The 25,181-nt window shown below is 63.7% G+C and carries 21 protein-coding genes and 2 pseudogenes; 15 read left to right on the top strand and 8 right to left on the bottom strand.

The features are described 5' to 3' along the window. Positions 1–90 precede the first annotated feature (90 nt). From RBRH_RS10985 to purU, 5 genes and pseudogenes are all read left to right on the top strand, one after another. Complete coding sequence (locus tag RBRH_RS10985) at positions 91–2,094, top strand: monovalent cation:proton antiporter family protein (RefSeq protein WP_041753861.1); 2,004 nt, start codon at positions 91–93, stop codon at positions 2,092–2,094. Positions 2,095–2,174: 80 nt separating this feature from the next. Next, the gene (locus RBRH_RS10980) at positions 2,175–2,741 is read left to right on the top strand and encodes an adenine phosphoribosyltransferase (protein ID WP_013436344.1); all 567 of its coding nucleotides are present in this window, start codon (positions 2,175–2,177) and stop codon (positions 2,739–2,741) included. A 33-nt stretch (positions 2,742–2,774) separates the two neighbouring features. Further along, positions 2,775–2,903, top strand: a pseudogene (locus RBRH_RS20360) (LysE family translocator); the annotation flags it as partial. A 64-nt stretch (positions 2,904–2,967) separates the two neighbouring features. Then, on the top strand, positions 2,968–3,876 hold the full coding sequence (locus RBRH_RS10970) for an NUDIX hydrolase (RefSeq protein WP_013436341.1): 909 nt from the start codon (positions 2,968–2,970) through the stop codon (positions 3,874–3,876). Positions 3,877–3,953: 77 nt separating this feature from the next. Continuing rightward, positions 3,954–4,823, top strand: a complete 870-nt coding sequence (gene purU, locus RBRH_RS10965; protein WP_013436340.1) for a formyltetrahydrofolate deformylase — start codon at positions 3,954–3,956, stop codon at positions 4,821–4,823. Between the two features lie 117 nt (positions 4,824–4,940). On the opposite strand, the gene RBRH_RS10960 is transcribed toward purU, so the two are convergent. The 3 genes from RBRH_RS10960 to RBRH_RS20355 are packed head-to-tail and all read right to left on the bottom strand — an operon-like array spanning position 4,941 to position 9,228. Then, on the bottom strand, positions 4,941–6,071 hold the full coding sequence (locus RBRH_RS10960) for an AI-2E family transporter (RefSeq protein WP_013436339.1): 1,131 nt from the start codon (positions 6,069–6,071) through the stop codon (positions 4,941–4,943). Positions 6,072–6,114: 43 nt separating this feature from the next. Continuing rightward, the gene (gene uvrA / locus RBRH_RS10955) at positions 6,115–8,988 is read right to left on the bottom strand and encodes an excinuclease ABC subunit UvrA (protein ID WP_013436338.1); all 2,874 of its coding nucleotides are present in this window, start codon (positions 8,986–8,988) and stop codon (positions 6,115–6,117) included. 45 nt (positions 8,989–9,033) lie between these two features. Then, the gene (locus RBRH_RS20355; RefSeq protein WP_232509380.1) at positions 9,034–9,228 is read right to left on the bottom strand and encodes a hypothetical protein; all 195 of its coding nucleotides are present in this window, start codon (positions 9,226–9,228) and stop codon (positions 9,034–9,036) included. On the opposite strand from RBRH_RS20355, the gene RBRH_RS10950 reads away from it, so the two are divergent. The 5 genes from RBRH_RS10950 (at position 9,155) to RBRH_RS10930 (ending at position 14,438) form a co-directional block, all read left to right on the top strand. After that, a complete protein-coding gene (locus RBRH_RS10950; RefSeq protein WP_041753859.1) occupies positions 9,155–10,330 on the top strand; it encodes an MFS transporter in 1,176 nt (391 codons plus the stop codon). The genes RBRH_RS20355 and RBRH_RS10950 overlap by 74 nt on opposite strands. A gap of 54 nt (positions 10,331–10,384) precedes the next feature. Next, positions 10,385–10,927 carry a single-stranded DNA-binding protein gene (locus RBRH_RS10945; protein WP_013436336.1) on the top strand — a complete coding sequence of 181 codons (543 nt, stop codon included), beginning with the start codon at positions 10,385–10,387 and terminating at the stop codon, positions 10,925–10,927. A gap of 474 nt (positions 10,928–11,401) precedes the next feature. Beyond that, positions 11,402–12,796 (top strand): group II intron reverse transcriptase/maturase, encoded by a 1,395-nt coding sequence (gene ltrA / locus RBRH_RS10940; protein ID WP_013436335.1) that lies wholly within the window; start codon positions 11,402–11,404, stop codon positions 12,794–12,796. A 213-nt stretch (positions 12,797–13,009) separates the two neighbouring features. Beyond that, positions 13,010–13,372, top strand: a complete 363-nt coding sequence (locus tag RBRH_RS10935; protein WP_041753858.1) for a surface-adhesin E family protein — start codon at positions 13,010–13,012, stop codon at positions 13,370–13,372. A 151-nt stretch (positions 13,373–13,523) separates the two neighbouring features. After that, positions 13,524–14,438 (top strand): alpha/beta hydrolase, encoded by a 915-nt coding sequence (locus RBRH_RS10930; RefSeq protein WP_013436333.1) that lies wholly within the window; start codon positions 13,524–13,526, stop codon positions 14,436–14,438. 20 nt (positions 14,439–14,458) lie between these two features. Here the strand turns inward: RBRH_RS10930 and RBRH_RS10925 are convergent, their stop codons facing one another. Next, complete coding sequence (locus RBRH_RS10925; protein WP_041754503.1) at positions 14,459–15,376, bottom strand: EcsC family protein; 918 nt, start codon at positions 15,374–15,376, stop codon at positions 14,459–14,461. A 127-nt stretch (positions 15,377–15,503) separates the two neighbouring features. Between RBRH_RS10925 and RBRH_RS10920 the strand changes: the two genes are divergently transcribed. Next, positions 15,504–17,102, top strand: a complete 1,599-nt coding sequence (locus tag RBRH_RS10920; RefSeq protein ID WP_013436331.1) for an MDR family MFS transporter — start codon at positions 15,504–15,506, stop codon at positions 17,100–17,102. A 3-nt stretch (positions 17,103–17,105) separates the two neighbouring features. Then, positions 17,106–17,634: pseudogene (locus RBRH_RS17420) on the top strand (MarR family winged helix-turn-helix transcriptional regulator). Here the strand turns inward: RBRH_RS17420 and RBRH_RS10910 are convergent. Continuing rightward, positions 17,635–18,918, bottom strand: coding sequence for an amino acid deaminase (locus RBRH_RS10910; RefSeq protein WP_013436328.1), 1,284 nt, complete (start codon positions 18,916–18,918; stop codon positions 17,635–17,637). 136 nt (positions 18,919–19,054) lie between these two features. Here RBRH_RS10910 and RBRH_RS10905 point away from each other — a divergent pair, with 136 nt between their 5' ends. Genes RBRH_RS10905 through RBRH_RS10895 form a run of 3 tightly spaced genes read left to right on the top strand, consistent with a single transcriptional unit; the run spans position 19,055 to position 21,855 of the window. Further along, on the top strand, positions 19,055–19,939 hold the full coding sequence (locus RBRH_RS10905) for a MurR/RpiR family transcriptional regulator (protein WP_013436327.1): 885 nt from the start codon (positions 19,055–19,057) through the stop codon (positions 19,937–19,939). Positions 19,940–19,942: 3 nt separating this feature from the next. After that, entirely contained in the window at positions 19,943–21,421 is a 1,479-nt protein-coding gene (locus RBRH_RS10900; RefSeq protein WP_013436326.1) for an N-acyl-D-amino-acid deacylase family protein, read from the top strand. A gap of 47 nt (positions 21,422–21,468) precedes the next feature. Beyond that, positions 21,469–21,855: a RidA family protein gene (locus tag RBRH_RS10895; RefSeq protein WP_013436325.1), complete on the top strand. Its 387-nt coding sequence runs from the start codon at positions 21,469–21,471 to the stop codon at positions 21,853–21,855. Between the two features lie 100 nt (positions 21,856–21,955). Here the strand turns inward: RBRH_RS10895 and RBRH_RS10890 are convergent, their stop codons facing one another. From RBRH_RS10890 to ilvA, 3 genes are all read right to left on the bottom strand, one after another. After that, on the bottom strand, positions 21,956–22,501 hold the full coding sequence (locus RBRH_RS10890) for a YaeQ family protein (protein ID WP_013436323.1): 546 nt from the start codon (positions 22,499–22,501) through the stop codon (positions 21,956–21,958). A gap of 93 nt (positions 22,502–22,594) precedes the next feature. Continuing rightward, positions 22,595–23,419, bottom strand: coding sequence for an NADPH-dependent 7-cyano-7-deazaguanine reductase QueF (queF, locus tag RBRH_RS10885; protein WP_041753857.1), 825 nt, complete (start codon positions 23,417–23,419; stop codon positions 22,595–22,597). 14 nt (positions 23,420–23,433) lie between these two features. Next, on the bottom strand, positions 23,434–24,957 hold the full coding sequence (ilvA, locus tag RBRH_RS10880) for a threonine ammonia-lyase, biosynthetic (protein ID WP_041753856.1): 1,524 nt from the start codon (positions 24,955–24,957) through the stop codon (positions 23,434–23,436). Between the last annotated feature and the right edge of the window lie 224 nt (positions 24,958–25,181).

The following is a 25,181-nucleotide window of genomic DNA, read 5'->3' as shown; positions in this document are numbered from 1 at the left end:
TGAGGGCGCTGCTGTGTGTGCGCCGGTCGCTACCGCCCGGCTTTGCTTACGTCGATGCCGACCACTGAAAGGACCGACGCAAGGGCCCGCATGACATCGCCGCTCCAACTCACGCTTTTTCTATTGCTGGCCGCGGTGGCCGGGGTCGTGATCTTTCGCATGCTGAACCTGCCGCCCATGCTCGGCTACTTGAGCGTGGGCATGCTCGTTGGCCCCCATGCGCTGGGCATGGTGAGCGATTCGGAGCGGGTACAGTACCTAGCCGAATTCGGCGTAGTGTTCCTGATGTTCTCGATCGGGCTGGAGTTTTCGATCGCCAAGCTGCGCTCGATGCGCACGATCGTGTTCGGGCTGGGCCTGTCGCAGGTATTGGCCACAATCGCGTTGGCCGTGCTCGCCGGCCTGGCCACGCGCGCCTGGCTGCACATAAGTTGGCAGGCGAGCGTCGCGTTCGGCGGCACACTGGCGATGTCCTCGACTGCGATCGTCAGCAAGCTGCTCGCTGAACGGCTCGAGCTCGAGTCTGCGCACGGGCGCAACATCTTCGGCATCCTATTGTTCCAGGACCTGGCCGTGGTGCCGCTGCTACTCGTAATCGGCGCGCTCGGGGCCGATCCGAAGGGATTGGCGATCGCGCTCGGATGGGCTGCGATCAAGACCGCCGTGGTGCTGACGATCTTGTTGCTTGTCGGCCAGCGGTTCATGACTCGCTGGTTCAACGTGGTGGTCCGGCGACGTTCGCAGGAACTCTTCATGCTGAATGTGTTGTTGATGACGCTGGGCGCTGCGTTCATCACTGAGACGTTTGGGTTGTCACAGGCGCTCGGCGCGTTTATTGCCGGCATGCTGATTTCCGAGACGCCCTATCGGCATCAGGTCGAGGAGGACATCAAGCCGTTTCGCGACGTGCTGCTGGGCTTGTTTTTCATCACTACCGGCATGTTGTTCGACCCGCGGGTGCTATGGCAGCACCCGCTGATGGTGCTGTTGTTCTTGGTCGGTCCGTTGCTGCTTAAGGCGGCGCTGGTCACCGGCCTAGCTCGCCTGTTCGGCGCGATGCCCGGCGTGGCGATGCGCACTGGACTTGCGCTCGCGCAGGCCGGCGAGTTCGGTTTCGTGCTGCTGAACCTGATCCGCGAGCAACGCCTGGTTTCGGACGAGCTGATGCAAATGATCCTGGCGGCGATGTTGCTGTCGATGCTGGGGGCGCCGTTCGTCATCAATGCGATGGACCGGATCGTGCTGCGCCTGTCCTCGACTGAATGGATAATGCAGTCACTGCAGATGACGCGCATCGTGACGCAAAGCATCAAGCAGCAAGGGCACGTGATCATTTGCGGCTACGGGCGCAACGGGCAGAACCTGGCGCGGATGCTCGAGCATGAGGGCCTGTCGTATGTCGCGCTGGATTTGGATCCGGACCGCGTGAGCGCCGCGGCGACGGCCGGCGAGCAGGTCGTGTTCGGCGACGCGGGGCGCCGGGAATCGCTGCTGGCCGCCGGTATCCATCGAGCAGCGGCGCTCGCCATCACCTATGCAAATACGCCTTCGGCGTTGAAGGTATTGCATAACATACATGAGCTGGAGCCAACCCTGCCGGTGATCGTGCGCACGGTGGACGACGCTGACCTGGACAGGTTGCTGGCCGCGGGTGCGACCGAGGTGATCCCAGAGATCGTGGAAGGCAGTTTGATGCTCGCATCGCATACGCTGGTGCTGGTCGGCGTGCCGATGCGCCGCGTGCTGCGGCGCGTCGAGCAATTGCGCGACAAGCGCTACAGCCTGTTGCGCGGCTATTTCCATGGCGCGGACGACCGGGATGAGGACGGCATCGAGCAGGTGAGGCTACAATCGGTGCCGATCGACGAAAGTGCCGACGCGGTTGGCCAGAGCTTGGACGAGCTTGGGCTGTTCGAAATGGGCATCGAGGTTACCGCGATCCGCCGGCATGGTATACGAGGTGTCGAGCCCGATCGCGCCACGAAACTGCGCGCGCGCGACATCGTCGTGCTGCGCGGCTTGCCCGACGCGCTCGCGCTGGCCGAGGAGCGGCTGCTGCGCGCGCGGCGTGGTGCGGCGACGCAGCCGGCCTAGCGCGGCACGCAGCCGAATGACATCCGAATGAACCCGGCGCGGGCTTAACACCCGGCGCCCGATCCGCAAGGGAGATCACCATGCAAGAGCGCGTTGCGCCGCCACCGGCGGTGCTGACTGACCCTGCCGCCTATATCCGCCAGCATATCCGTACTGTGCCCGACTGGCCGCGGCCTGGCGTGCAATTTCGCGATATCACGCCGCTGCTGCAGGACGCGAAATGCCTGCGAGTGCTGGTCGACCTGTTCGTGCAGCGCTATATCGACCAGCGGCTAGCCTACATCGCAGGGCTTGATGCGCGGGGATTCATCATCGGACCGATCCTCGCTTACGAGCTGAACGTGGGCTTCATTCCGATCCGCAAGAAAGGTAAACTGCCGTTCACGACCGTGTCAGCGTCCTACTCGCTCGAGTATGGGGAGGCGACGGTCGAAGTCCACGCGGATGCATGCCGCCCGGGTGAGCGCATTGTGCTCATCGACGACTTGATCGCCACGGGCGGCACGATGATGGCCGGGCGCGCGCTGCTGGAGCGGCTCGGCGCAGGCGTCGTCGAGTGTGCAGCGATCATCGATCTGCCCGGGCTGGGAGGCTCAACGCTGCTGCGCAATGCCGGGGCGCCGCTCTATACCGTGTGCACGTTTTGAGCCGCTGCGGCCATCATTGGCTGGAGCGAGGCGATGCGTGAATTGTCGCTGCTCGTCGCCACGTCCGTGGCAATCACCGTCGCGCCGGGCCTGGACCACCTGTCAGTGCTCGCGCGGAACGTGTTGCAGGGGCGCGCCGCCTTCATTGCGCTGGCGCCCGGGTTGCCGCGTTGCGCAGTGGAAGACGCGGTAGAATCGTCGGTTTTACGCGCAAAGGGCATCGGCGATGACTTGGGGCTGCATTGACGCCGCGCGCCGTTTCCGGCGCGACCAGCATCTGCGATTCGTGATCGGCGAGCAGCCGGTCGGCTGGATCCGCGCGGGCGACGTGCGTTGGCTCACGCACTGGCCGGACGTGTTCACCATCAGCGAGCGCTGCGTCGTGCTGGCCGATGCATTTGATACCGTCCAGGCGCGCAGCGCCGCACTGGGCTCAGTCATTGGTGCGCTGGCCGCGCACGGCCTGATTCGCGCATGGCGCAACGAGACCTATGCAATCCGCAATGCATTTGACGATCCGCCGCTCGCATTCATTGAACGCGCGGCGTCGCGCTTCTTTGGCACGACGACATACGCCGTCCATCTGAACGGCGTGGTGGAGGGCCCCGACCGCGAGGTGCCGCCGCTGCGCCTCGGCAGAGCCGCCTCGCCGGTTGCGCCGCGCGGCGCGGACGATGAGCCGTATTTCTGGATCGCGCGCCGCAGCGACACGAAGCCGACCGATCCCGGCATGCTCGACAGCCTGGTTGGCGGCGGAATCGGCTGGGGGCTGCCGGTGTTCGACACGCTGGTGAAGGAAGCGTACGAAGAATCCGGCGTCGATGCGTTGCTCGTGCGCACGGCCAGCGCGGGGCGCACGATTCACGTTTTGCAGGAAATCGACGAGGGCACGCAGGCCGAGCAACTGTTCGTCTACGATCTGCTGCTGCCCGATGATTTCGCGCCGCGCAATACCGACGGGGAAGTCGCCGAGCACCGGCTGGTATCGCGCACGCAATTGCTCGACGTGGTTCGCGCTGGCCGGATGACCGTCGATGCGAGCCTGGCGACGCTCGATTGCCTGTTGCGCCGCGGCTGGCTCGATTCCGCCGAATGCGGCGCTTTCGACGTACTGCTGCAGGCGCCCGGCGATTGAGTGCCGCTGCGTCGGCTGACACCGGCAGACCTGTCCAACCGTATTACCCGGTGACGAATTAAACAAGGGGTGATGGCATGGCCACCGAACACAGCTTCATTCTCAAACTCGCCTGCGCCGACCGGCCGGGCATCGTGCATGCGGTGTCCGGATTCCTGTTCGAGCGAGGCAGCAATATTCTGGATTCCGCACAGTTTGGCGACAGTCGCACCGGCGAGTTCTTCATGCGTGTGCACTTCCAGCAGGTGGGCGGCGATCCCGGCCTACACGCGCTGCGCGCCAGTTTTGCGACGCTGGCCGAGCAATTCGGCATGCGCTGGGAATTGCACGATGCGAACGCCAAGTCGCGCGTGATGATCATGGTGTCCAAGATCGGTCATTGTCTGAACGACTTGTTGTTCCGTTACCGCACCGGTCAGCTTGCGATCGAGATCCCGGCGATCGTGTCGAACCACCAGGACTTCTACCAACTCGCGGCGAGCTACAACATCCCATTCCACTATCTACCGCTGGCCGACGGCACGCCGCAGGCCAAGGCGGCACAGGAAGCCCGCGTCCTGGAGTTGGTCGAGCACCACGGCGTGGACCTTGTCGTGTTGGCGCGTTACATGCAAATTTTGTCGGGCGAGCTGTGCGAGAAGCTGGCCGGCCGGGCCATCAATATCCATCATTCGTTTTTGCCCAGCTTTAAGGGGGCGAAACCGTACTACCAGGCGTTTGACCGCGGTGTGAAGCTGATCGGCGCCACCGCGCACTACGTGACCACGGATTTGGATGAAGGTCCAATCATCGAGCAGGAAGTCGAACGCGTCGACCATAGCATGACGCCCGACGAACTGACGGCCGTGGGTCGGGACGTCGAATGCGTGACCCTTGCGCGGGCGGTGAAGTGGCACGTCGAGCACCGCATCGTGCTCAACGACACGAAGACCGTGGTATTTCGCTGACTCAGTGCAACGCCCACGGACACGCTCAGCACATCGGTGCTGGCGGAGCACGGGCGCTGGCCAATGCGTCGTGCACCGCGAGCGGGCTGAGTGCAGCGGCGTGCGCCGCCCGCGCGCTCAAATCAGCTTGGAGAGCACCAACTCACGCTTGATGTAGGCATAGAAGATGGGCGCCGCGATGACGCCAAGCAACCCAAACGCCGCTTCCATCACCAGCATCGCGATCAATAGTTCCCACGCCTTGGCCTCAATCTCGCCGCCGACGATACGCGCGTTCAGGAAGTACTCGAGCTTGTGGATCACCACCAGGAACGCGAGTGACGAAATCGCGACGCCGATCCCGGAAGCCAGCGAGATCAGCACGATCACGGTGTTCGAGATTAGGTTGCCAACCACCGGCAACAGGCCAACCACAAACGTGAAGATCACCAGCGTCTTGGACAGCGGTAGCCGCGAATGGAACAGCGGCAGTGCGACAAGCAGGTAGAGGCCAGTGAAGAACGCATTGACCGCTGAAATCTTGATCTGCGCGAACACGATCCGCCGAAACGCGTCGGCGAAGCGCGACACCCGCGTAACCAGCGCCGCGGACAGCGGTGCGCGAGTTGCGTGATGCTGCGCGCCGACGGCCACGATCGCGCCGAGAATCATGCCGAGCAGTACGTGCGTGATGCCGCGCATCGCCGTCTTGCCGCCCTCCTGCAGCTGCGTCGCGTGCGAGTGCAGCAAGACAGTAATCTTCGATTCGATCTCGGCGGCGTTGCTCGGCAGATACGTCAACGCCCAAGCCGGAAGCCGCGCACGCTCCTGATCAAAGAACCGCATCACCTGCTCGAACAGCGCTTGCATGCTGGTGACGTGCTTTTCTAGATGCTGTGCGATGCCCAACGAGATGCCGGTGAAGACGGCGACCACCGTGCAGGCGACGAACACGACTGCGAACCACCGCGCGCGCTGGCTGGACAGATGACGCTCCAGGCGCGGCGAAATTTGGTGCACGACCTGATAAACGAGTAGCCCCGCCAGCAGCGCGCCGAGCAGTTTCAGCTCGATGACTAGCACCATCGCGGCGATCATGAATAGGTAGCTGGCGATATTCACCGGCGCGAGCCGGGACAACGACGCAGGGCCCGGCGGAGTCACGTTGCGCGCCGGAAGCGGCTGCACCGGACGTGGCCCCTGCGCCGAGCCGCATCCGTCGTCGCCATCGCTCGGGCGCGCCGCTTCATATTCTGTTGCCATCCCCAATCCTCGTTACTACTATTTGTCCGCACGGGCGTTGGCGCATGCGTTAGGCCCGCGTCTGGCGTGCGCCGAGCAGGGGCGCCAGGTACTTGCCGGTAAAGCTTGCCTTTGATTGTGCCACGTGTTCCGGCGTGCCCTGCGCGATGATTTGACCACCGCCGGCGCCCCCCTCCGGCCCGAGGTCGATGACCCAATCCGCCGTCTTGATCACATCAAGATTATGCTCGATGATGACAACCGTATTGCCATGATCGCGTAATCGGTGAATGACTTCCAGCAGCAGCGCGATATCGTGGAAGTGCAAGCCCGTCGTCGGCTCATCCAGGATATAAAGCGTGCGACCCGTGTCGCGCTTGCTCAGTTCCAGCGAAAGCTTGATTCGTTGTGCTTCGCCGCCGGACAATGTGGTCGCGGACTGGCCCAGCCGGATGTAGCCGAGCCCCACGTCGAGCAGCGTTTTGAGCTTGCGCGCCACCACCGGCACCGCGCGGAAGAACTCATACGCGTGTTCGACTGTCATGTCGAGCACTTCGCTGATGCTGCAGCCTTTGTACTGGATTTCGAGCGTCTCCCGGTTGTATCGCTTGCCGTGGCACACGTCGCATGGCACGTAGACATCGGGTAAAAAGTGCATCTCCACTTTCAGCACGCCGTCTCCCTGGCACGACTCGCAGCGCCCACCCTTGACGTTGAACGAAAATCGTCCCGGATCATAGCCGCGCTCCTTGGCCGCCGGCACGCCGGCGAACAACTCCCGGATCGGCGTGAACAGGCCGGTGTAGGTGGCCGGGTTCGAGCGCGGCGTACGGCCGATCGGCGACTGATCGACGTTGATTACCTTGTCAAAATGCTCCAGTCCGTCGATGGCCTCGTGCGGGGCGGGCTCGGCCGCCGAGCCGTACAAATGGTGCGCGACCGCATGGTACAGCGTGTCATTGATTAGCGTGGACTTGCCCGAGCCCGATACACCGGTCACGCAGGTGAGCAGGCCTATCGGCAGGTCCAGCGTCACATGCTTCAGGTTGTTGCCGCAGGCCTGCACAATCCGCAGTCGGCGCTCGTCCGGTGCGCGCCGCTGCTGTGGTACCGCGATCCGCCGCGCGCCACAAAGATACTGGCCGGTAACCGAGGCGGCGTCGTTCTCGATTTGCTGCGGCGTGCCGCGTGCGACCACCATGCCGCCGTGCTCGCCGGCGCCCGGGCCCATGTCCACCACATAATCGGCCATCCGGATCATGTCCTCGTCATGCTCCACGACGATGACGGAGTTGCCTAGATCGCGCAGGTGCTTCAATGTCCCGATCAACCGGTCGTTGTCGCGCTGATGCAGCCCGATCGACGGTTCGTCGAGCACATACATCACGCCGGTCAGGCCCGAGCCAATCTGCGACGCGAGGCGGATGCGCTGCGCCTCGCCGCCGGACAGCGTGTCCGCGCTGCGCTCCAGCGACAGATAATCGAGCCCGACGTTGTTCAGGAACATCAGGCGTGCGATGATTTCCTTGACCACTTTGTCAGCGATTTCGCGCTTGGCACCGTCCAGCTTCAGCGTCTGGAAGTAACCTAGCGCGTCGCGCAGCGGCCAGCCGCTCACCTCGAAGATCGCCCGCGCGTTGCCGTCGGGGCCGATCTTCACATGGCGTGCCTCACGCCGCAGCCGGGTGCCCTCGCATGCGGGGCACGCCTGGTTGTTCTGATACTTGGCCAGTTCCTCGCGCACCGCCGCCGAATCGGTTTCCCGATAGCGGCGCTCCAAATTGCGGATGATGCCTTCGAACGGATGCTCGCGTACCGACGCGCGACCGCGCTCATTCATGTACGAGAATGGGATGAGCTGTTCGCCGGAACCGTACAGTACGGACTGGCGCACCGCCTCGGGCAGGTCCTCGAATGCTGTTTCGATGTCGAACTCGTAGAATGCCGCCAGGCTTTGCAGCATTTGGAAATAGAACTGGTTGCGCCGGTCCCAGCCCTTCACTGCGCCGGCGGCCAGCGACAGCGACGGATGTGCGACCACTCGCTTCGGGTCGAAGAAGGTGATCTGCCCCAGGCCGTCGCATTCCGGGCATGCGCCCATTGGATTGTTGAATGAGAACAGCCGTGGCTCGAGTTCCTGCAGTGAGTAGGAGCAGACTGGGCACGCGAACTTCGAGCTAAACAGATGCTCGGTGTGGCTGTCCATCTCCAGCGCGATCGCACGGCCGTCGGCGAGCCGCAGCGCGGTCTCAAACGACTCCGCGAGCCGTTGCTTCGTGTCTGGGCGCACCTTGAGCCGGTCCACGACGACATCGATCGTATGTTTGTCGTTCTTTTTCAGCTTGGGCAGCGCGTCGACGTCATAGATTTGCGCGGCGCCTTCGTGCGCGGTGCCGCCACCGGAGCGCACTCGGAAGCGGATGAAGCCCTGCGCCTGCATCTGCTCGAATAGCTCAGCGTGCTCGCCCTTACGGTTGACTACGACCGGCGCGAGAATCATCAGCTTCGTGTCCTCGGGCAGGGCCAGCGCGGCGTCGACCATCTGCGATACGCTTTGTGCCTGCAGGGCGATGCCGTGATCCGGGCAGTACGGCGTGCCCACCCGTGCGTACAATAGTCGCAGGTAATCGTGGATCTCGGTGACGGTGCCGACCGTGGAGCGCGGGTTGTGCGACGTCGCCTTCTGCTCGATCGAGATGGCCGGCGACAAACCCTCGATCAGGTCGACATCCGGCTTCTCCATCAACTGCAGGAACTGTCGCGCATACGCGGACAGGCTCTCGACATAACGTCGTTGCCCCTCCGCGTACAGCGTGTCAAAGGCGAGCGACGACTTGCCGGAACCCGACAACCCCGTGACCACGATCAGCTTGTGACGCGGCAGATCAAGGTTGACGTTTTTCAGGTTGTGGGTGCGGGCCCCACGGATGCGGATCTCTTCCATTGAGCGATGGTGCCGGCTTCGCTGGCGTTGCTGCCAAACCTGCTACTATAACGACTTTTCCTCACCGCCGTACCAGCGCCCAACGGGCAGGTCTGACACCCGGTCAGGGTGCATGCATGGACGGGAATTCACCTCGATGTCCACGTCGTCCGCTTCTTCTTCCCGAATGAGCGCGCCGGAGTTGCGCGCGACCGTCTCACTTGCGTCGGTTTTCGCGTTGCGCATGCTCGGTTTGTTCATGATCATGCCTGTGTTCTCCGTCTATGCCCACACGATTCCGGGCGGCGACGACACGGTGCTCGTCGGTATCGCGCTGGGCGTCTACGGCGTGACGCAGGCAGCGTTGTATATTTTCTACGGATGGTTATCCGACCGCATCGGGCGCAAGCCGGTGATCGTTGCCGGGTTAGTGATCTTCGCGCTCGGGGCCGCAGTGGCCGCGCTCGCGGACACGATCCACTGGATCATCGTCGGCCGCGCGCTGCAAGGCGCGGGTGCGATTTCGTCGGCCGTGCTCGCGCTGATCGCCGACCTGACCCGCGAGCATCATCGCACGAAGGCGATGGCGATGGTCGGCGGCAGCATTGGCGTCTCGTTTGCGGTGGCCATTGTCGGCGCGCCGGTGCTGTATGCGGTGATCGGCATGAGTGGGCTATTCGCGGCGATCGGCGTACTATCGGTGTTAGCAATCGCAGTGGTGCTGTGGATCGTGCCCGATCCGGCGTCACCGCCGGTGCACGTCAAGGCGCCGTTCGCTGAGGTGCTGCATCACCGCGAACTGCTGCGGATGAACTTCGGCGTGTTCGCGCTACACGCGACGCAGACCGCGCTGTTCGTCGTCGTGCCGCGGATCCTGGTCGGCGCCGGGCTGCCGGTCGCGTCGCACTGGAAGGTCTATCTGCCGGTCATGGCACTGGCGTTCGTGCTGATGGTGCCGGCGATTATTGCGGCCGAGAAGCGGGGCCAGATGAAGGCCGTGATGCTCTCGGGCATCGTTGCTATTCTGATCGGCCAGCTTGCGCTGTCCCAGGTCGGCCATGCGATGATGGCGGTAGCCGCCCTCCTGCTCGTTTACTTTACCGGGTTCAACGTGCTGGAAGCGTCGCAGCCGTCGATGGTATCGAAGCTCGCGCCGGGCACGCGCAAGGGCGCCGCGATGGGCGTCTATAACACGACGCAGGCGCTTGGGCTCGCGCTGGGTGGCGTGATGGGCGGCTGGCTGCTCAAGCTGCATGGTGATGCGTCGGTATTCCTGGCCTGTTCCGTGCTGGTGTTCGCTTGGCTTATAATCGCGGCCCCGATGAGGGTGCCGTCGCCAGCGGGCAGCCGCGGCGCGCATTGACCGCGCATCCGACGCCTCATGTAACGCGTATCGAATCAAACTGGAGAAAGGCATATGGCATCCGTCAACAAAGTGATTCTTGTCGGCAATCTCGGCGCCGACCCGGAAACGCGCTACCTGCCAAGCGGCGATGCGGTGACCAACATTCGTCTGGCAACGACGGACCGATACAAGGACAAGGCATCGGGCGAATTCAAGGAACTGACCGAGTGGCACCGCGTGGTGTTCTTCGGCCGCTTGGCGGAGATCGCCGCCGAATACTTGAAGAAGGGCTCGCCGGTGTACGTCGAAGGGCGTATCCGTACCCGCAAATGGCAGGATCAGAGCGGCCAGGACCGTTACTCGACCGAAATCGTCGCGGATAGCATGCAGCTGCTGGGTGGCCGTGGCGGCTCAGGTGGTGGTGGCAGCGGTGGCGGCGGTGGCGATGACTTCGGCGGCGGCGCATCGGGTGGGTATTCGCGGGGCGAAGGCGGCGGCGCCGGTGGCGGGCGCGCGTCGGGTGGCGCACGCCAGGGTGCGGGCGGCGGTGCAAGCCGGCCCAGCGCGCCCGCCGGCGGCGGATTCGACGAGATGGACGATGATATTCCGTTCTAGGATAGATCTCTTTTTGATTTTGTAATCAGCTTAAGCGAAGTCATTGATTTGACTTCGCTTTTTTCTTGTGCGCCCGGCAGGGCGCACTCACTAGGAGGTGAAAGTCCTCTACACGCCCGGCAAGGGGAAGTGTTAGCCAGAGGCAAGGGTGTCGCGGGCGACTGCGAATCTGGAGGAAGCCCGAGGCAAAGCGCTGGCCTGACGAACAGGAAGCGGATACGAGGCGCCGCGTTGGGGTGAGGCAGCATGAAAGGTCAAAGCCCGAAACTTGCACGGAACGATGCGGCGTATATCCGACAGGCATAAGCGTGAAGGTGGGTGCGCAATACCCGGGGAGATCTGCACGGCTGCCAAAGTGCTACTGATGTCGAGAGGCGTTGGGATGGCTGTGCAGAAGTCAGCAGAGGCCATAATAGGTGCGGTACGACCGAAGGGCCGAACATGAATGACCGCGACTAGGACGGTAGAGACTCGATGCGAGCCGAAGAAGCACAAGCCCGTGGGAAGGGGGCCATGACGCAGGAGCCGGGGCGGAACCTCGGGGAAGGCGCGCATGGTGCAGAGGTTGGCACGGCGGCTACCGGGCAAACGAAAGCGCAGGGCCCATCGCTGATGGAGGCGGTGGTTGAACGCAGCAACATGTGGCTGGCGTATCAGAGGGTGGTCCAGAACCGCGGCGCACCGGGAGTCGATGGCTTACCGGTGGAGCAGTTCAAGGACTGGTTGAAGATGCATTGGCCGAGCGTGAAGGCGGCGTTGCTAGACGCACGGTACATGCCGGCGGCGGTGCGAGCAGTGGACATACCCAAGTCTGCGGGCGGGGTAAGGACACTGGGCATCCCGACTGTGCTGGACCGGCTGATTCAGCAGGCGCTGCACCAGGTACTGCAACCGATCTTTGAGCCTGGATTCTGCGAGTCGAGCTACGGCTTTCGGCCGCGGCGCAGCGCGCAGCAGGCGGTTTTGGCGGCACAGCGGTACGTGCAGGAAGGCCGCCGCTGGGTGGTGGACATTGACTTGGCGAAGTTCTTCGACAGGGTCAACCATGACATTCTGATGGCGCGGGTGGCTCGGCAGGTGAAGGACGCACGGGTGCTCAAGCTGATCCGGCGCTATTTGGAAGCGGGCCTGATGCGTGAGGGGGTAGCACCAGCGCGCCGGGAGGGGGCGCCACAAGGCGGGCCGCTCTCGCCGCTGCTGTCGAACATCCTGCTCACAGATTGGGACCGCGAACTGGAGCGGCGAGGTCATGCATTCTGTCGCTACGCGGACGACTGCAACATCTACGTTCGCAGCAAGGCGGCGGGCGAGCGGCTGTTGACGCAGATGACGACGTTTCTTGCGAAACGGCTAAAGCTGCACATCAACGAAGCGAAGAGCGCGTGTGCGCGCCCTTGGGAACGCAAGTTCCTAGGCTACAGCCTGACGAAGCATCGGCAGGCGCGACTGCGCATCGCACCGCAGAGCCTCAAACGACTGACGGCGCGGGTCAAGGAACTGATGCGTAAAGGACGTGGAAGGAGTTTAAGCCATACGATCGAGGCGCTCAATCCAGTGCTTCGCGGATGGATGAACTACTTCCGGTACACGCAGACAAAGAGAGCGTTGGAGGAACTGGACGGGTGGCTACGACGGCGCCTGCGCTGCCTGCTGTGGAGGCAAGCGAAGCACCGTCAACGCCGCCAAGCATTGCTGCGTCGACAAGGGCTCACGGAGGATCGCGCTCAGCGCTCGGCTCGCAACGGACAGGGTCCGTGGTGGAATGCCGGGGCTAGTCATATGAATGCGGCCTTCCCGAAGCGCTGGTTTGACGCCTTGGGGCTGGTTTCGCTGCTCGATACTCAGCAGCGCCTCCAGCGTTGTTCATGAACCGCCGTATGCGGAACCGCACGTACGGTGGTGTGAGAGGGCGACGGGGGTAACTCCGTCCCCTACTCGATATCCAGCATAACACCCGTTGATGATTCGCTACATACGGTGGATCATATCGTGTCGGCCCAGGCCGGCTGGCTGCAGTCATTGTGGAGAACAACAATGCGTGGGGTCTGGAGGTTCGCACTTGCGTGCGGCGCGGGGATTGGAATGGGCATTGTGATAGCGGGCAGCCCAGCGCAAGCGGTCCAGTGGATGACCCTGTCGAGCGCGCGCGACCTGTCATATGAATTGGACGCCGACAGCGCACACAAGGATCCGGATGGCTACCTCGCCTATTCGACACGGACCACGTGGCGGGACGCGGCGCAGCCGCCGGGCGCGATCGCCGCGGTGGCGGTATCGATCAGTCGCTATCAGATGAACTGCCAAGCTAAGCAATGGCGACTGGTCGAATCCTGCTACGAGAGTGCCGACGGATCGCCCGCCGGTGTCTACAAGCCGACAAGCAATGTCTGGCTCGATATCGGGCCGGGCACCGTGATGGACAAGATCCACGCGAGGTTTTGCTAACGAGCCAGACGGGGCGATTTCCATTAGTATGAGCGCGCGGCCTGCGTGTCCGTGTAGTGCGGGCATGAGCGGGAGCGCGCTAGAGCCGGTTGCCCACGCGCTGGCGCTGCAACGCCGTTATGATGAGGCCCGCATGTAACGGGAGGCTGCGGTGAGTTGGCAACGCGTCGTCGTGTCGTGGGGACTGCGCCGGTATTTCCGGCCGTATACCGAACTGCCGGATATCAGCGTGAGCCGCGTGCGCGCGCAGCTCGACAAGCGTCTGTGGACGCCCAGGGTGCCGGCCGGATTCCGGCTGCGCGAGCGCTATGGCAGTGGGTGTGCGCCGCTCGCCGGCGAATGGCTCGAGCCTGAGCCGCCGGTGCCGGACCGCGGGCGCCCGATGGTGCTCTATCTGCATGGCGGCGGCTACTACTTCTGTTCGCCGCGCACGCATCGCACGATCACGTTCGCGTTGGCGGCGCGGGCACGAGCCGCGTTGTTCGCGCTGGACTACCGGCTTGCCCCCGAACATCCGTTTCCGGCCGCGCTGCACGACGCGCTTGCGGCTTACCGCGCGTTGCTTGCGTGGCACGCGCCTAGTTCTATCGTGATCGCCGGCGATTCAGCGGGGGGCGGCCTCGCATTGGCCACGCTGGTTGCGCTGCGCGATGCGGGTGAGCCGCTGCCAGCCGGGGCCGTGCTGTTCTCGCCGTGGACCGATCTGGCCGCATCTGGCGCGTCGATCGCCTCCAATCATGGACAGGACCCAATGTTTGCCGGGCCGGTGATCAGTCGCGCGGCGAAGCTATACCTGGGCGACGCGTCGCCGGTCCATCCGCTGGCCTCGCCGGTCTACGCGGATTTGCATGGATTGCCGCCGCTGTTCATCCAAGTGGGTAGCACCGAGGTGCTGCTCGATGACTCGGTGCGCGTCGCGCACAATGCGCGTAAGGTCGGCGTGTCGACGCAGTTCCGGATATGGTCGGACATGCCGCACGTATGGCAGATCTATGCGCCGTTTCTTCCGGAGGCGCGACGCGCGCTGCGGGAGGCGGCACAGTTCATAACGCGCGTTGTGGCGTGACGCGATGCGCGTGGTTTCCATCATGGCGCGTGCCGCGCAATTGCATCATACGCGGCCCGCACCGTCGGCTCGCCATAGCGTCGCTCCAGCCGGCGTACCGTGAAGTGCGCGTGGGCCATGTTCTGGAAATGCTCGATGAATGCCGCGTTGACCAGTGCGCCAAGCACCGCGCCGAGCGCCGGCACGGATTTGGCGGCGACTTGCTCGCCGACTTGAACCGAAAAGCGCGCGGCGACGGTATTGATCAACCGGGCCAATGCAGTGGACGCCTGGGCAGCCATGCCATGCGCGAAGCCTTTGGCCGCGACGTCGGAGGAGGCCTTCGATACCGCTTGCGCGAGTGCGCCTCGCACGAAGAAGTAGCCCATCTCCGCGCGGCCTGGCCCAATTGCAGTGTGGCCCATGGCAAGCACCGACAAGCATTCGAGTTGCACGTCGAGTGTGGACAGATCCTCGCCCTCGCTCCGAGCGATGTCGCAGATTGAGCGGAACATCAAGGTCGTCGTGACGGGTAGCTCGATCGGCAGTGCGACGAGCCCGAATGCGCCGCCGGCCGCACCCGTGGTTGCCACCGCGACCTTATGCAGCCAGTTGCGCGGCCGCGGGGCCGCAATCGCCTCAAGCGTGGCGGGTCGTGCCTGCGCATCAGCCATCGCCGGAGTGTAGTCGGTGGACAACGGCAACGCGCTGTCGCGGTGGCCCAGGCTGTGCAGCGCGGCGCGCAGGCAGCGGCGCAGTGCGATATGAGTCGCATCGAGCACTTTATCGTTGGCGCCGGCCGGCAGGCGCGACAGCAATGCCTCGAACGGCGCGCCGAGCAAGCTGGTCAGCTTGATCGCTAGGCCGGGGCGCTCTAACAGTTGCCTGGCGCTGTGCAACGCCTTCAGGTCGGCATCCTGCATGGTCGCATTCGATGGGGCAGTGAGCGCATGTGACATTGCATTGAACTCCGGAACACAAAAAGACGATTCGACGACGGCCGTGGCCATCCGTGCGAATTTGTTAGAGCGGCTTTCCTTGCTATAATTTCAATCAATTGATAAGGCAATTATTGTATACGCAAAGATGCCATTTGACTCTTCCGCTCAACATTCGAGCGGGCAGGTACTGCCGTTTCGCGAATCGCTGCTTGCGATGCTGGGCCTCTCGTTTGTGACGATGCTTGTCGCGTTCGACCAGACCGTGGTGGGCACCGCGCTGCCCACCATCGTGGCAGACCTCAAAGGCTTTGACCTGTACGCGTGGGTCGCGACTGTGTACTTGTTGGCGTCGGTGATTACCGTGCCGATTTTCGGGCGGCTGGGTGACTACTACGGCCGCAAGCCGTTCGTCATTGCATCCATCATTCTGTTCACGGCGGCCTCGGTGCTGTGCGGGCTCGCGCACGACATGCTGTTTCTCGTGCTCGCGCGCGCCTTGCAAGGGGTGGGCGGTGGCATGCTAGTTGGCACGGCGTTCGCCTGTATTCCGGATTTGTTCCCCGATGCGCACGTCCGGCTGCGCTGGCAAGTGATGTTGAGTTCGGCGTTCGGCATCGCGAATGCGGTCGGCCCGTCGCTCGGCGGATTCCTAACGCAGTATTGCGGATGGCGCGCGGTGTTCTACGTGAATCTGCCAATCGGATTATTGTCGCTGTGCTTTGTCTGGCGTTGTTTGCCGCATTTACGGCAGGCGCAGCACCAGGGTCGGATGCGGCTGGATTGGTTTGGCGCGGTGTTGATCGCGGCCTTGTTATGCGGCCTGCAACTATTCGTCGAGTTGTTGCCCAAGCACGGATTGACGTGCGGCACTGGCGCGCTGCTCGTGGTCAGCGCGCTGTGCGCGGTGGGACTATGGAAGTGGGAGCGGCACGTAGCGCAGCCGATGCTGCCCATCGACATGTTCGGGCATCGAAGCTTGTCCGTGCTCTTTGCGTTGTCGCTGTTGGTGGGCTTCTCGATGTTCTCGCTGCTGTTCTATGTACCGTTGCTGCTCCAGGGTGGTTTCGGCCTGTCGCCCCGCGATGCGGGCCTCGTCGTCACGCCGCTGGTGGTCTGCATCACGCTGGGCAGCATCCTAAACGGGCGCATCGTGACGCGGATCCGTCATCCCAATGCGCTGCTGCACGTTGGCTTTGCGCTGCTCGCGTTGTCATGCGTGAGCGTGGCGGTGTCCACGCGGGCGATGCCGCAGGCGTTGCTAATGGTATTCATGGCGCTCGGCGGACTCGGGCTGGGCTTCGTGACGCCGAACCTGACGGTATTCGTGCAGCAAAGCGTCGGTCGCGAGCATCTGGGGATTGCCACGGCGTTGCTGCAGTCATTGCGCATGATCGGCGGCATGCTCGGCACCGCAGTGACCGGAACATTGGTGTCCCATTGGTATGTGAGCGCAGTGCGCGATACGCTGGCGCGCAACCATGCCGGCGCTTGGCTCGACGCGTTCGGCGATCCACAAGTGCTGCTTAACCGGCAAGCCCAGCAGCAGCTGATCCAGCAGGTCGGTGCGGCCGGGCACGATGGTGCCGCGCTCTTGGAGGGCGCGCGTGAGGCATTGGTGGGGGCGATCCACCTGGGCATCGCGCTTGCCGCGCTTGTTGCGATATGGGCGGTGTGGTACGCCCGGCGCGTGCCGCCCATCCAACTGGCGCACTCCGCCAAGCATGAGCCGACAATGACGGAGTAGGCCGTGAAACTGCAAGAGCGAATCGCGATATTTCAACAATTTGGCCGGACCTACCGTGCATTCATGACCGCATTCGAATCGCGTGTCGGTTTGCCGTTGCCCCGCTGGCGGATCCTACTCGCACTCTACGACCATGCACGGCTTGTCGAGCAGGGCACGGGGGCGGCGTGCCGCGACGATGCGCCACACAGCGGACCGAACCTGTCGCAAAAGCGGCTCGTGGAACGGCTCAGTATCGACCCGGGCGCGTTGACCCGGCAGTTGAAGCAACTCGAAAAGCCTCGGGTGGATCGCTCGCAGTACAGACGAGCGGGACAACCGGTTGACCAATGTCGTGCTGACGGACGCGGGGCGTCAGGCCGTCGAGCACGGGCTGCCGCGCCGCAACGCGTTTCTTGCAAGTGCGCTCGGGGCGTTGTCCGACGATGCGCTGCATGCGCTCGAGGAAGCGCTCAAGGACATCGAGCGTTGCGTGACGCATGGCGAGCCGCCAGTCCAGGCCGAGCGCGGCGACATGCCTGCCATCGAATGACTAGAAAAACGTCTCGATGACCTCGACCACGTTATACGCGTCATCGACCATCAGCAGGTTGCGCCACTTGTCGAATGTCAGGCACGGATGCGAAATATCGAACCCGATCATGTCGCCGACGCGGATGTCCGACCCGAGCTTAATCCGCAGATAGGCATGCTGGTCCATCATCCCGGTGACTTCCCAGCCGTCCTCGGCGCTTACCTCGCGCGGCGGGCGCGTGCCGTCAGCCGGTCGGTAGTGGCGTGCCGGCACCGGCAGGCCGGCGTCGAACGCCGCGTCGCGCTTGCCGAGCGCGACGATCGCGCGGTCCGCCTCGGGCACCGATTGCACATACGCCCATAGTTGCAGCGCTGGCAGCAACCCCTCGCCCATGCGCCGGGCAATCGGGTTGCGCGCGAGGATCTGCGCTTGCGCTTTTTTGTAAAGGCCTGCGTCGTGCGTCAAATAGCAACCGGGACGCAGTATCACTTCGACGTGCGCTGCGTCGCCCGCGTGGGAGAACTCGTCGGCGACCACGTCGTACCATGCAGATCCGGCGCCGGAGAGCAAGGCCGGCATGCGCGCGAAGCGACGCTGCGTCAGCAGTTCGCGCACGAGCGTGACTGCTTCGCGCAACAGCGTGCGCACGGATGATTCATCGGACAGCACGCCTTCGTAGAGCTCGATGCCCGCCAACGCCAGGCTTGTGGGCCACCTTGCCAATGCGGCAAGCACCGCCTCGCGCTGTGCGGCGTCGCGCACGCCAGTGCGTCCGCCCGCCACGCCAAGCTCTATCAGCACGTTCAGCGGACGGTGCGCATGCTGGAAAAACGCGCCGAGTTGGTCGACGCTCTCGGCCGAGTCGACCAGGCAGTAGAACTCGAAGTCCGGATCGGTCAGCAACTCGGCAATGATCGCCATGTTGCGCTTGCCCACCAACTGGTTGGCCATCAGTACCCGGGCGACGCCGCCATGATAGGCGGCGCGCGTCTGATGGGCGGTGGCCAGCGTGATACCCCACGCACCGCCGTCCAACTGCATGCGGAACAACTGTGGTGCCATCGTCGTCTTGCCGTGCGGCGCGAGTTTCACCTGGTATTGATCGACGAATTGCTGCATCCAAGCGAGGTTATGCCGGACGCGTTCACGGTACAGCACCGCCGCCGGCAGGCTGACGTCTTCGGCCAACAGGTTCCACGCCAGTCGCGCCGCGTCGCGCAGCGGCACACTCGCGCTTGGCAGCACGCCCAATCCCTTGGACAACGGGTCAATCGTCGCTTGCAGATAATTTGTAACTTTCATCGGGATACGGGCTCCGTGGGTGGCGTTATCACGATCGGGGTGCTGGCAACGATAAACCCAAAATACTGGGGTTGACCTGGGTAGTGTACAAAAAGTACGATGAGCGTGACATGTTAATTAGTAACAAGCCATCGCGATGAGCCAGACTGAGCCGCCGGTGTTCGACGTCGTTGCGCGGATCGCCCAGCGCCTGCCCGCGTTGCGCGAGGCCGAGCGCAAGGTCGCGGCCCTGATTCTGGATGACCTGTGCGGCTCGACGCGGGCCAGCATCGGCGAACTGGCCCGGCGCGCCGGCGTCAGCATCGCGACGGTGACGCGCTTTGCGAAGGCTGTCGGTTGCCGCGACGTTCGCGAGTTGAAGTGGCGGCTGGCTTCGGCCGGTGCCGTGGGCGAGCGCTTCTTGCGCGAGATGCGCGGTGGCGCGCACGGCTCGCTCGCGGCGCGTATTCTTGACGAGATTTGCGCCACATTGGTGGCCAATGTCCAGTTGCTGGATGCCGCGCCGGTGACACAGGCGGTCGATGTGTTGCTGGCGGCGCGGATGATCTATGTGTTCGGTATGGGCGGCGGCTCCACTGCGCTCGCCGACGAGTTGCGCTTCAGGCTGGTGCGGCTAGGGCGGCCTGTCGCCACCTACCAGGACGCAGCGTTGCAGCGGATGGTGGCCAGCACGCTGTCGGCCGATACGGCGGTGGTGGCCCTGTCGGCGACGGGGCAATTGCCCGAGATCGTCGCCAGCTGCCAGATCGCGCGCGAGTATGGCGCCAGCGTGGTGGCGATCACCGCGCCCGCATCGCCGCTGGCCAGCATTGCTCAGACGGTGATACCGCTGATTGCGCAAGAAACCGAGTTCATCTACAAGCCGTCGGCGTCGCGCTACGCGATGATGATGGCTTTGGACGTGCTCGTCACCGAGCTGGCCGTGCGGCAAAGCGACGTGAGCCGCGACCTATTACGGCGTACTAAGTATGCGCTCGACATGTATCGCGGCGGTAGCGAGCGGCAACCTCTGGGAGACTGAACCATGCACTCGCGTCCCGAAGCGGCCGATACGTTGATCATCGGCGCACAGCTATATGACGGCACAGGCGCTGCGCCGCTGCCGCGCGACGTCGCGTTGCGCGACGGGCGCATTGTCGCGATCGGCAGCCTGACCCATTGGCGGGCCGAGGAGGTGGTCGACGCCGGCGGTCATGCGCTCGCGCCGGGTTTCATCGATGTGCATACGCATGACGATACGCATGTGATCGAGGCGCCGCAAATGCTGCCCAAGCTGTCGCAGGGCATCACGACGGTCATCGTGGGCAACTGCGGAATCAGCGCATCGCCGGTGGTGTTGCGCGGGGAGCCACCCGATCCGATGAACCTGTTGGGCAAGCGCGATGCGTTTGTCTATCCGCGCTTTGCCGACTATGTGGACGCGGTGAATGCGGCTCGGCCTGCTGTCAATGTCGCTGCGCTCGTTGGTCATACTGCGTTGCGCAACAATCAGATGGATCGTGTCGACCGCGCCGCCACGCGCGACGAAATCGACGCGATGCGTGTACAACTGAGCGAGGCGCTCACGGCAGGCGCGCTTGGCCTAAGCACGGGGCTGGCCTATGGCTCGGCGGTGTGCGCACCGACCGACGAGGTGATGGCGCTGGCCGAGCCGCTGGCGGCCGCGCGCGCCGTGTACACGACACACATGCGCACCGAATTCGACGCGATCCTGGACGCGATGGACGAGGCGTACCGGATCGGCCGGCACGCACGCGTGCCGGTCGTCATTTCGCACCTAAAGTGTGCGGGACCGTCGAACTGGGGACGCAGTACCGAGGTGCTCGCGTCGCTAAGCCGCGCCCGCGCGTGCCAGCCGGTTGGCTGCGACTGCTATCCGTATAGTCGTAGCTCATCTACGCTGGACGTGAAGCAGGCAAGTGGCGACATTGACATCACGATCACCTGGTCGGCGCCGCACCCGGAGGCGGCCGGCAAGCTGCTCAGGCAAATCGCCGCGCAGTGGGGCGTGTCCGATGCGCAGGCGGCGCGGCGCCTGCAACCGGCCGGTGCTGTGTACCACAACATGAGCGATGAGGACGTGCGGCGAATCCTGTCGCATCCCGCGACGATGGTCGGCTCGGACGGCCTGCCAAATGATCCGCTGCCGCATCCGCGGTTGTGGGGCGCGTTTGCACGGGTGCTTGGCCATTATGTCCGGCACGAGCGACTGCTGCCGCTCGAGGAAGCGATCCGCAAGATGACGAGCCTGTCTGCGCGGCGCTTCGGGCTGGATCGGCGCGGCGAGATCCGCGTTGGCTATCACGCCGATCTCGTGCTCTTCGATCCAGAGACCGTGCGCGATGTCGCGAGCTTTGACGATCCACGTCGGCCGGCGCAAGGCATCGATGCCGTGTGGGTCAATGGCGTGCTCGCGTATCGCGACGGCACGCCGAGCGGTGCACGCGCTGGGGGCTTTGTCGTGCGCGGCCAGCCCGCTGGCTACGACGCCGAGCCGTATTGATTGCCGCGCGCATCCCATTAATCCGCAGCCATTGAGGAGCCATTGCAATGAAACGATACGGAATTGAAGGCGGCCAGGGAACCGGCGGCCAGCGCATGCCGTTTGCCCGGGCCGTCGAGGCGGACGGTTGGCTCTATGTGTCCGGCCAGACCCCGATGGACAACGGGGAGGTCATCAACGGCGGCATCGTCGAGCAATCGCACAAGGCGATCCAGAACCTGCTCGCGATTTTGCAGGAGGCCGGCTATGGCACCGAACACGTCGTGCGTTGCGGCGTATGGCTGGACGATCCGCGTGACTTCGCATCGTTCAACAAGGTGTTTCGCGAGTATTTCGGCGAGCATCCGCCAGCGCGCGCATGCGTCGTCTCGAGCATGGTGATCGACTGTCGGGTCGAGATCGACTGCGTCGCGTACAAGACGCCCGACCGGTGACCCCAGGCGCCGGCAAGGCTTCGCCACGGGACCCGGTATCCGACGCGCGCAACGATGCGACGCGGCCCGGCTCAGCGCCGCTTGCTGCAGACTGAGTGTCTTAGACGGGCAGCCAGCGCACCATCTCGGCCTGTACCGGCTGATGGACAGCGCTGCCCAGCCATACGTCGCCGTCCTGGAGCGTGCATTGCAGCCGCATTGTGCGCTCGGCCAGCGTCGCGAGTGCCGGTGCGACGCCCTCAGCAAGGCTCAATACGGTGACATTGCGCAGTCGCGCGACCTTGCCCTGGATCGCGTCCCACCAGATCCGGGACGTGCGTCCAGCGTATGCCAGCACGACCACGTCGTCTGCTCGCGCGCTCGCTTTCGCGATGCGCCGCTCGTCCGGCTGGCCGACTTCGATCCATCGCTGCACTGCGCCAGTCAAGTCCTTTTGCCACAGGTCCGGCTCGTCGGTATCGGACAGCCCCTTGCAGAACTCGAGCCGTTCGTGTGCATACAGCGCGAACGCCAGCAGGCGCACCATCATCCGTTCATCGGTCTCGGACGGATGCCGGGCCAGCGTCAGCGAATGGTCCGCATAGTAATGACGGTCCATGTCGGCGATCTGCAGTTCGGCCTTGTAGATTGTTGATTTCAGCGCCATCGGTTAAAGAGTATTCGTTGCCGGCGTCGCGCCGTGACCTGCACGGCCTGCGTGGCGTGCATGCGATGCATGATGGGGGCACGGCCGCACGGCTTATTGGCGCGCGGTTCGCGCATTGTCCGGCAATGGCAGGTTGAAATTGGTGCGCAACGGGTTGATGTCCAGCCCGCCGCGTCGCGTATAGCGTGCGTAGACCGCCAGCTTGATCGGCTTGCACACGCGTTGAATGTCGATGAAGATGCGCTCCACGCACTGCTCGTGAAACCCGGTGTGGTTGCGGTACGACACGATGTAGCGCAACAGGCCGGCGTGGTCGATTGGCGGGCCGACGTACCGGATCTGGATGCTGCCCCAATCCGGCTGCCCGGTCACCGGGCAATTGGACTTGAGCAGATTCGAAAACACCGTTTCATCGACCGGCGCTTGGTGAGTGTCCGCGCTCAGCAGTGACGGGTCGGGCGTATAGCTATCCGTGTCTAAGTCCAACCGGTCCAGCGACGTTCCCGCAAGCTCGTCCAGCGCCAGCGTCGCGAACTCGGCCGGCGGCGTGAGCCGTACCGACACGTTCGCGCCCGCGCACGCGCAGACGTCGCGGTGGATTGTCTCGCGCAACGTGTCAATCGACGCAATACGCGTCTGCGCAAACGACCCCAGGTACAATTTGAACGATTTGGATTCGATAATGTTGGGCGATTCTGCCGGCACGTGGAACGTGGCCAGCGCGATCTGCGGCTTGCCGCGCTCGTTGAGCCAGGACAGCTCGTACGCGTTCCAGATATCGGTGCCAAAGAACGGCAGCACCGCCGGCACGCCGATCGCGTCGCGGCCTTGCCGGCGCTCGATCGGAAACAGCAGCGTCGGATCATACTGCTGGGCATAGCTTACCGGTTTGCCCAAAAGGGATTGGTCGGGTGTCATGTTGCGGCTTGGGCTTAAGCGAGGAATAATTGATACGCCGGGTTGGCCGTTTCGTCCCAATGCGCATACCCCAGCGCCGCCAGGAACTGCTGGAACTGGGCCTCTTCGTCCATCGGCACTTGCAGGCCTACCAGGATCGAGCTGTAGTCGGCGCCGCCATTGCGGTAATGAAACAGGCTGATATTCCAGTCGGGCGCCATCGACGACAGGAACTTCATCAGCGCGCCCGGGCGTTCTGGGAACGCAAACCGGTATAGGCGCTCATCGCGGGCCAGCGGTGAGTGGCCGCCGACCATGTACCGCACGTGCTGCTTGGACAACTCGTCGTTGGTCAGGTTGACGATGGCAAAGCCATGTTTCTCGAAGGTCTGGGCAATCAGCTGCGACTCGTCGCGACGCTGGATCTGCACGCCGACGAAAATGTGCGCCTGTTCAGCGTCGGCGACCCGATAGTTGAACTCGGTGACGTTGCGCGCGCCGATCAACTCGCAGAAGCGCCTGAAGCTGCCGCGCTCCTCGGGGATTGTCGCCGCGAACACCGCTTCGCGTGCCTCGCCCACCTCGGCGCGTTCCGCAACGAAACGCATCCGGTCGAAGTTCATGTTCGCGCCCGAGGTGATCGCGACAAACGTGCGGCCCTCCAGCTTTTCGCGTTCAGCATAGGCCTTGGCGCCGGCCACGGCCAGCGCGCCGGCCGGCTCCAACACGCTGCGCGTGTCCTGGAAAACGTCCTTGATCGCTGCGCACAGCGCGTCAGTGTCCACGGTCACGAAATCGTCGACGTATTGCTGCACGAGCCGAAACGTCTCTTCGCCCACGAGCTTGACTGCCGTGCCGTCGCTGAACAGGCCGACTTCGCTGAGCGTAACACGCTCGCCTTTTGCGATCGAGCGTGCCATCGCGCATGAATCGTCGGTTTGTACACCGATGATTTTGATCTCCGGGCGAAGCGCCTTGACGTATGCCGCGACGCCGGCGATTAGGCCACCGCCGCCGATCGGCACGAAGATCGCGTCGATCGGACCCTGGTGCTGGCGCAGGATTTCCATTGCGACGGTGCCCTGGCCGGCGATCACGTCTGGATCGTCGAATGGATGGATAAACGTCAGCCCGTGCTGCTGCTGGATCTGAAGCGCATGCGTGTAGGTATCGGAATACGATTCGCCGTGCAGCACGACCTGCACCGTCGGGCCACCGTGTGCGCGCACCGCATCAATCTTGACCTGCGGCGCTGTGACCGGCATCGCGATGACCGCCTTGCAGCCGAGCCGGGCCGCCGAATAGGCGACCCCTTGTGCATGGTTGCCGGCCGACGCGGTTACCACGCCGCGCGCTAGGGCATCGCGCGGCAATTGTGCCATCCTGTTGTATGCGCCGCGCAACTTAAACGAGAAGACGGGCTGGTTGTCCTCGCGCTTCAGATAAATCGCATTCTGAATTCGAGCCGACAGATTGCGTGCGTGTTCGAGTTCAGTTTCCCGTGCCACGTCGTAGACGCGGGCGGTCAGGATTTTCTTCAGGTAATCGGGCGAGGGCATGGCAGTTCTGCAAGTGGCGTGGATTGAAATTGGCGGGAAAAGAGTCAATCATAGCGCTATCCGGCGTTGCTTTTGTGCGTCGGTGTGCATTGAGTGCCGCAACGGCTGGTTAGAGCGCCGTTGCGTGGCTTCGCGCCAATGCGCCATTACTCGATCGGACAATGTCGAGCGCACAGCCGCAATGGGCTAGCGTGGCGCGGCCCGAATGCACTACAAGATGCAGG

This window comes from Mycetohabitans rhizoxinica HKI 454 (assembly GCF_000198775.1).
Lineage (GTDB): Bacteria > Pseudomonadota > Gammaproteobacteria > Burkholderiales > Burkholderiaceae > Mycetohabitans > Mycetohabitans rhizoxinica.
This window is presented reverse-complemented; position numbering and strand designations above follow the sequence as displayed.

Excerpts from the sequence above, each read along its gene's own strand:
- RBRH_RS10985 (WP_041753861.1), top strand. The coding sequence starts at position 91 with ATGACATCGCCGCTCCAACTCACGCTTTTTCTATTGCTGGCCGCGGTG.
- RBRH_RS10980 (WP_013436344.1), top strand. The coding sequence starts at position 2,175 with ATGCAAGAGCGCGTTGCGCCGCCACCGGCGGTGCTGACTGACCCTGCC.
- RBRH_RS10970 (WP_013436341.1), top strand. The coding sequence starts at position 2,968 with ATGACTTGGGGCTGCATTGACGCCGCGCGCCGTTTCCGGCGCGACCAG.
- purU (WP_013436340.1), top strand. The coding sequence starts at position 3,954 with ATGGCCACCGAACACAGCTTCATTCTCAAACTCGCCTGCGCCGACCGG.
- uvrA (WP_013436338.1), bottom strand. The coding sequence starts at position 8,988 with ATGGAAGAGATCCGCATCCGTGGGGCCCGCACCCACAACCTGAAAAAC.
- RBRH_RS10950 (WP_041753859.1), top strand. The coding sequence starts at position 9,155 with ATGAGCGCGCCGGAGTTGCGCGCGACCGTCTCACTTGCGTCGGTTTTC.
- RBRH_RS20355 (WP_232509380.1), bottom strand. The coding sequence starts at position 9,228 with ATGAACAAACCGAGCATGCGCAACGCGAAAACCGACGCAAGTGAGACG.
- RBRH_RS10945 (WP_013436336.1), top strand. The coding sequence starts at position 10,385 with ATGGCATCCGTCAACAAAGTGATTCTTGTCGGCAATCTCGGCGCCGAC.
- ltrA (WP_013436335.1), top strand. The coding sequence starts at position 11,402 with ATGCGAGCCGAAGAAGCACAAGCCCGTGGGAAGGGGGCCATGACGCAG.
- RBRH_RS10935 (WP_041753858.1), top strand. The coding sequence starts at position 13,010 with ATGGGCATTGTGATAGCGGGCAGCCCAGCGCAAGCGGTCCAGTGGATG.
- RBRH_RS10925 (WP_041754503.1), bottom strand. The coding sequence starts at position 15,376 with ATGTCACATGCGCTCACTGCCCCATCGAATGCGACCATGCAGGATGCC.
- RBRH_RS10920 (WP_013436331.1), top strand. The coding sequence starts at position 15,504 with ATGCCATTTGACTCTTCCGCTCAACATTCGAGCGGGCAGGTACTGCCG.
- RBRH_RS10910 (WP_013436328.1), bottom strand. The coding sequence starts at position 18,918 with ATGAAAGTTACAAATTATCTGCAAGCGACGATTGACCCGTTGTCCAAG.
- RBRH_RS10905 (WP_013436327.1), top strand. The coding sequence starts at position 19,055 with ATGAGCCAGACTGAGCCGCCGGTGTTCGACGTCGTTGCGCGGATCGCC.
- RBRH_RS10900 (WP_013436326.1), top strand. The coding sequence starts at position 19,943 with ATGCACTCGCGTCCCGAAGCGGCCGATACGTTGATCATCGGCGCACAG.
- RBRH_RS10895 (WP_013436325.1), top strand. The coding sequence starts at position 21,469 with ATGAAACGATACGGAATTGAAGGCGGCCAGGGAACCGGCGGCCAGCGC.
- RBRH_RS10890 (WP_013436323.1), bottom strand. The coding sequence starts at position 22,501 with ATGGCGCTGAAATCAACAATCTACAAGGCCGAACTGCAGATCGCCGAC.
- queF (WP_041753857.1), bottom strand. The coding sequence starts at position 23,419 with ATGACACCCGACCAATCCCTTTTGGGCAAACCGGTAAGCTATGCCCAG.
- ilvA (WP_041753856.1), bottom strand. The coding sequence starts at position 24,957 with ATGCCCTCGCCCGATTACCTGAAGAAAATCCTGACCGCCCGCGTCTAC.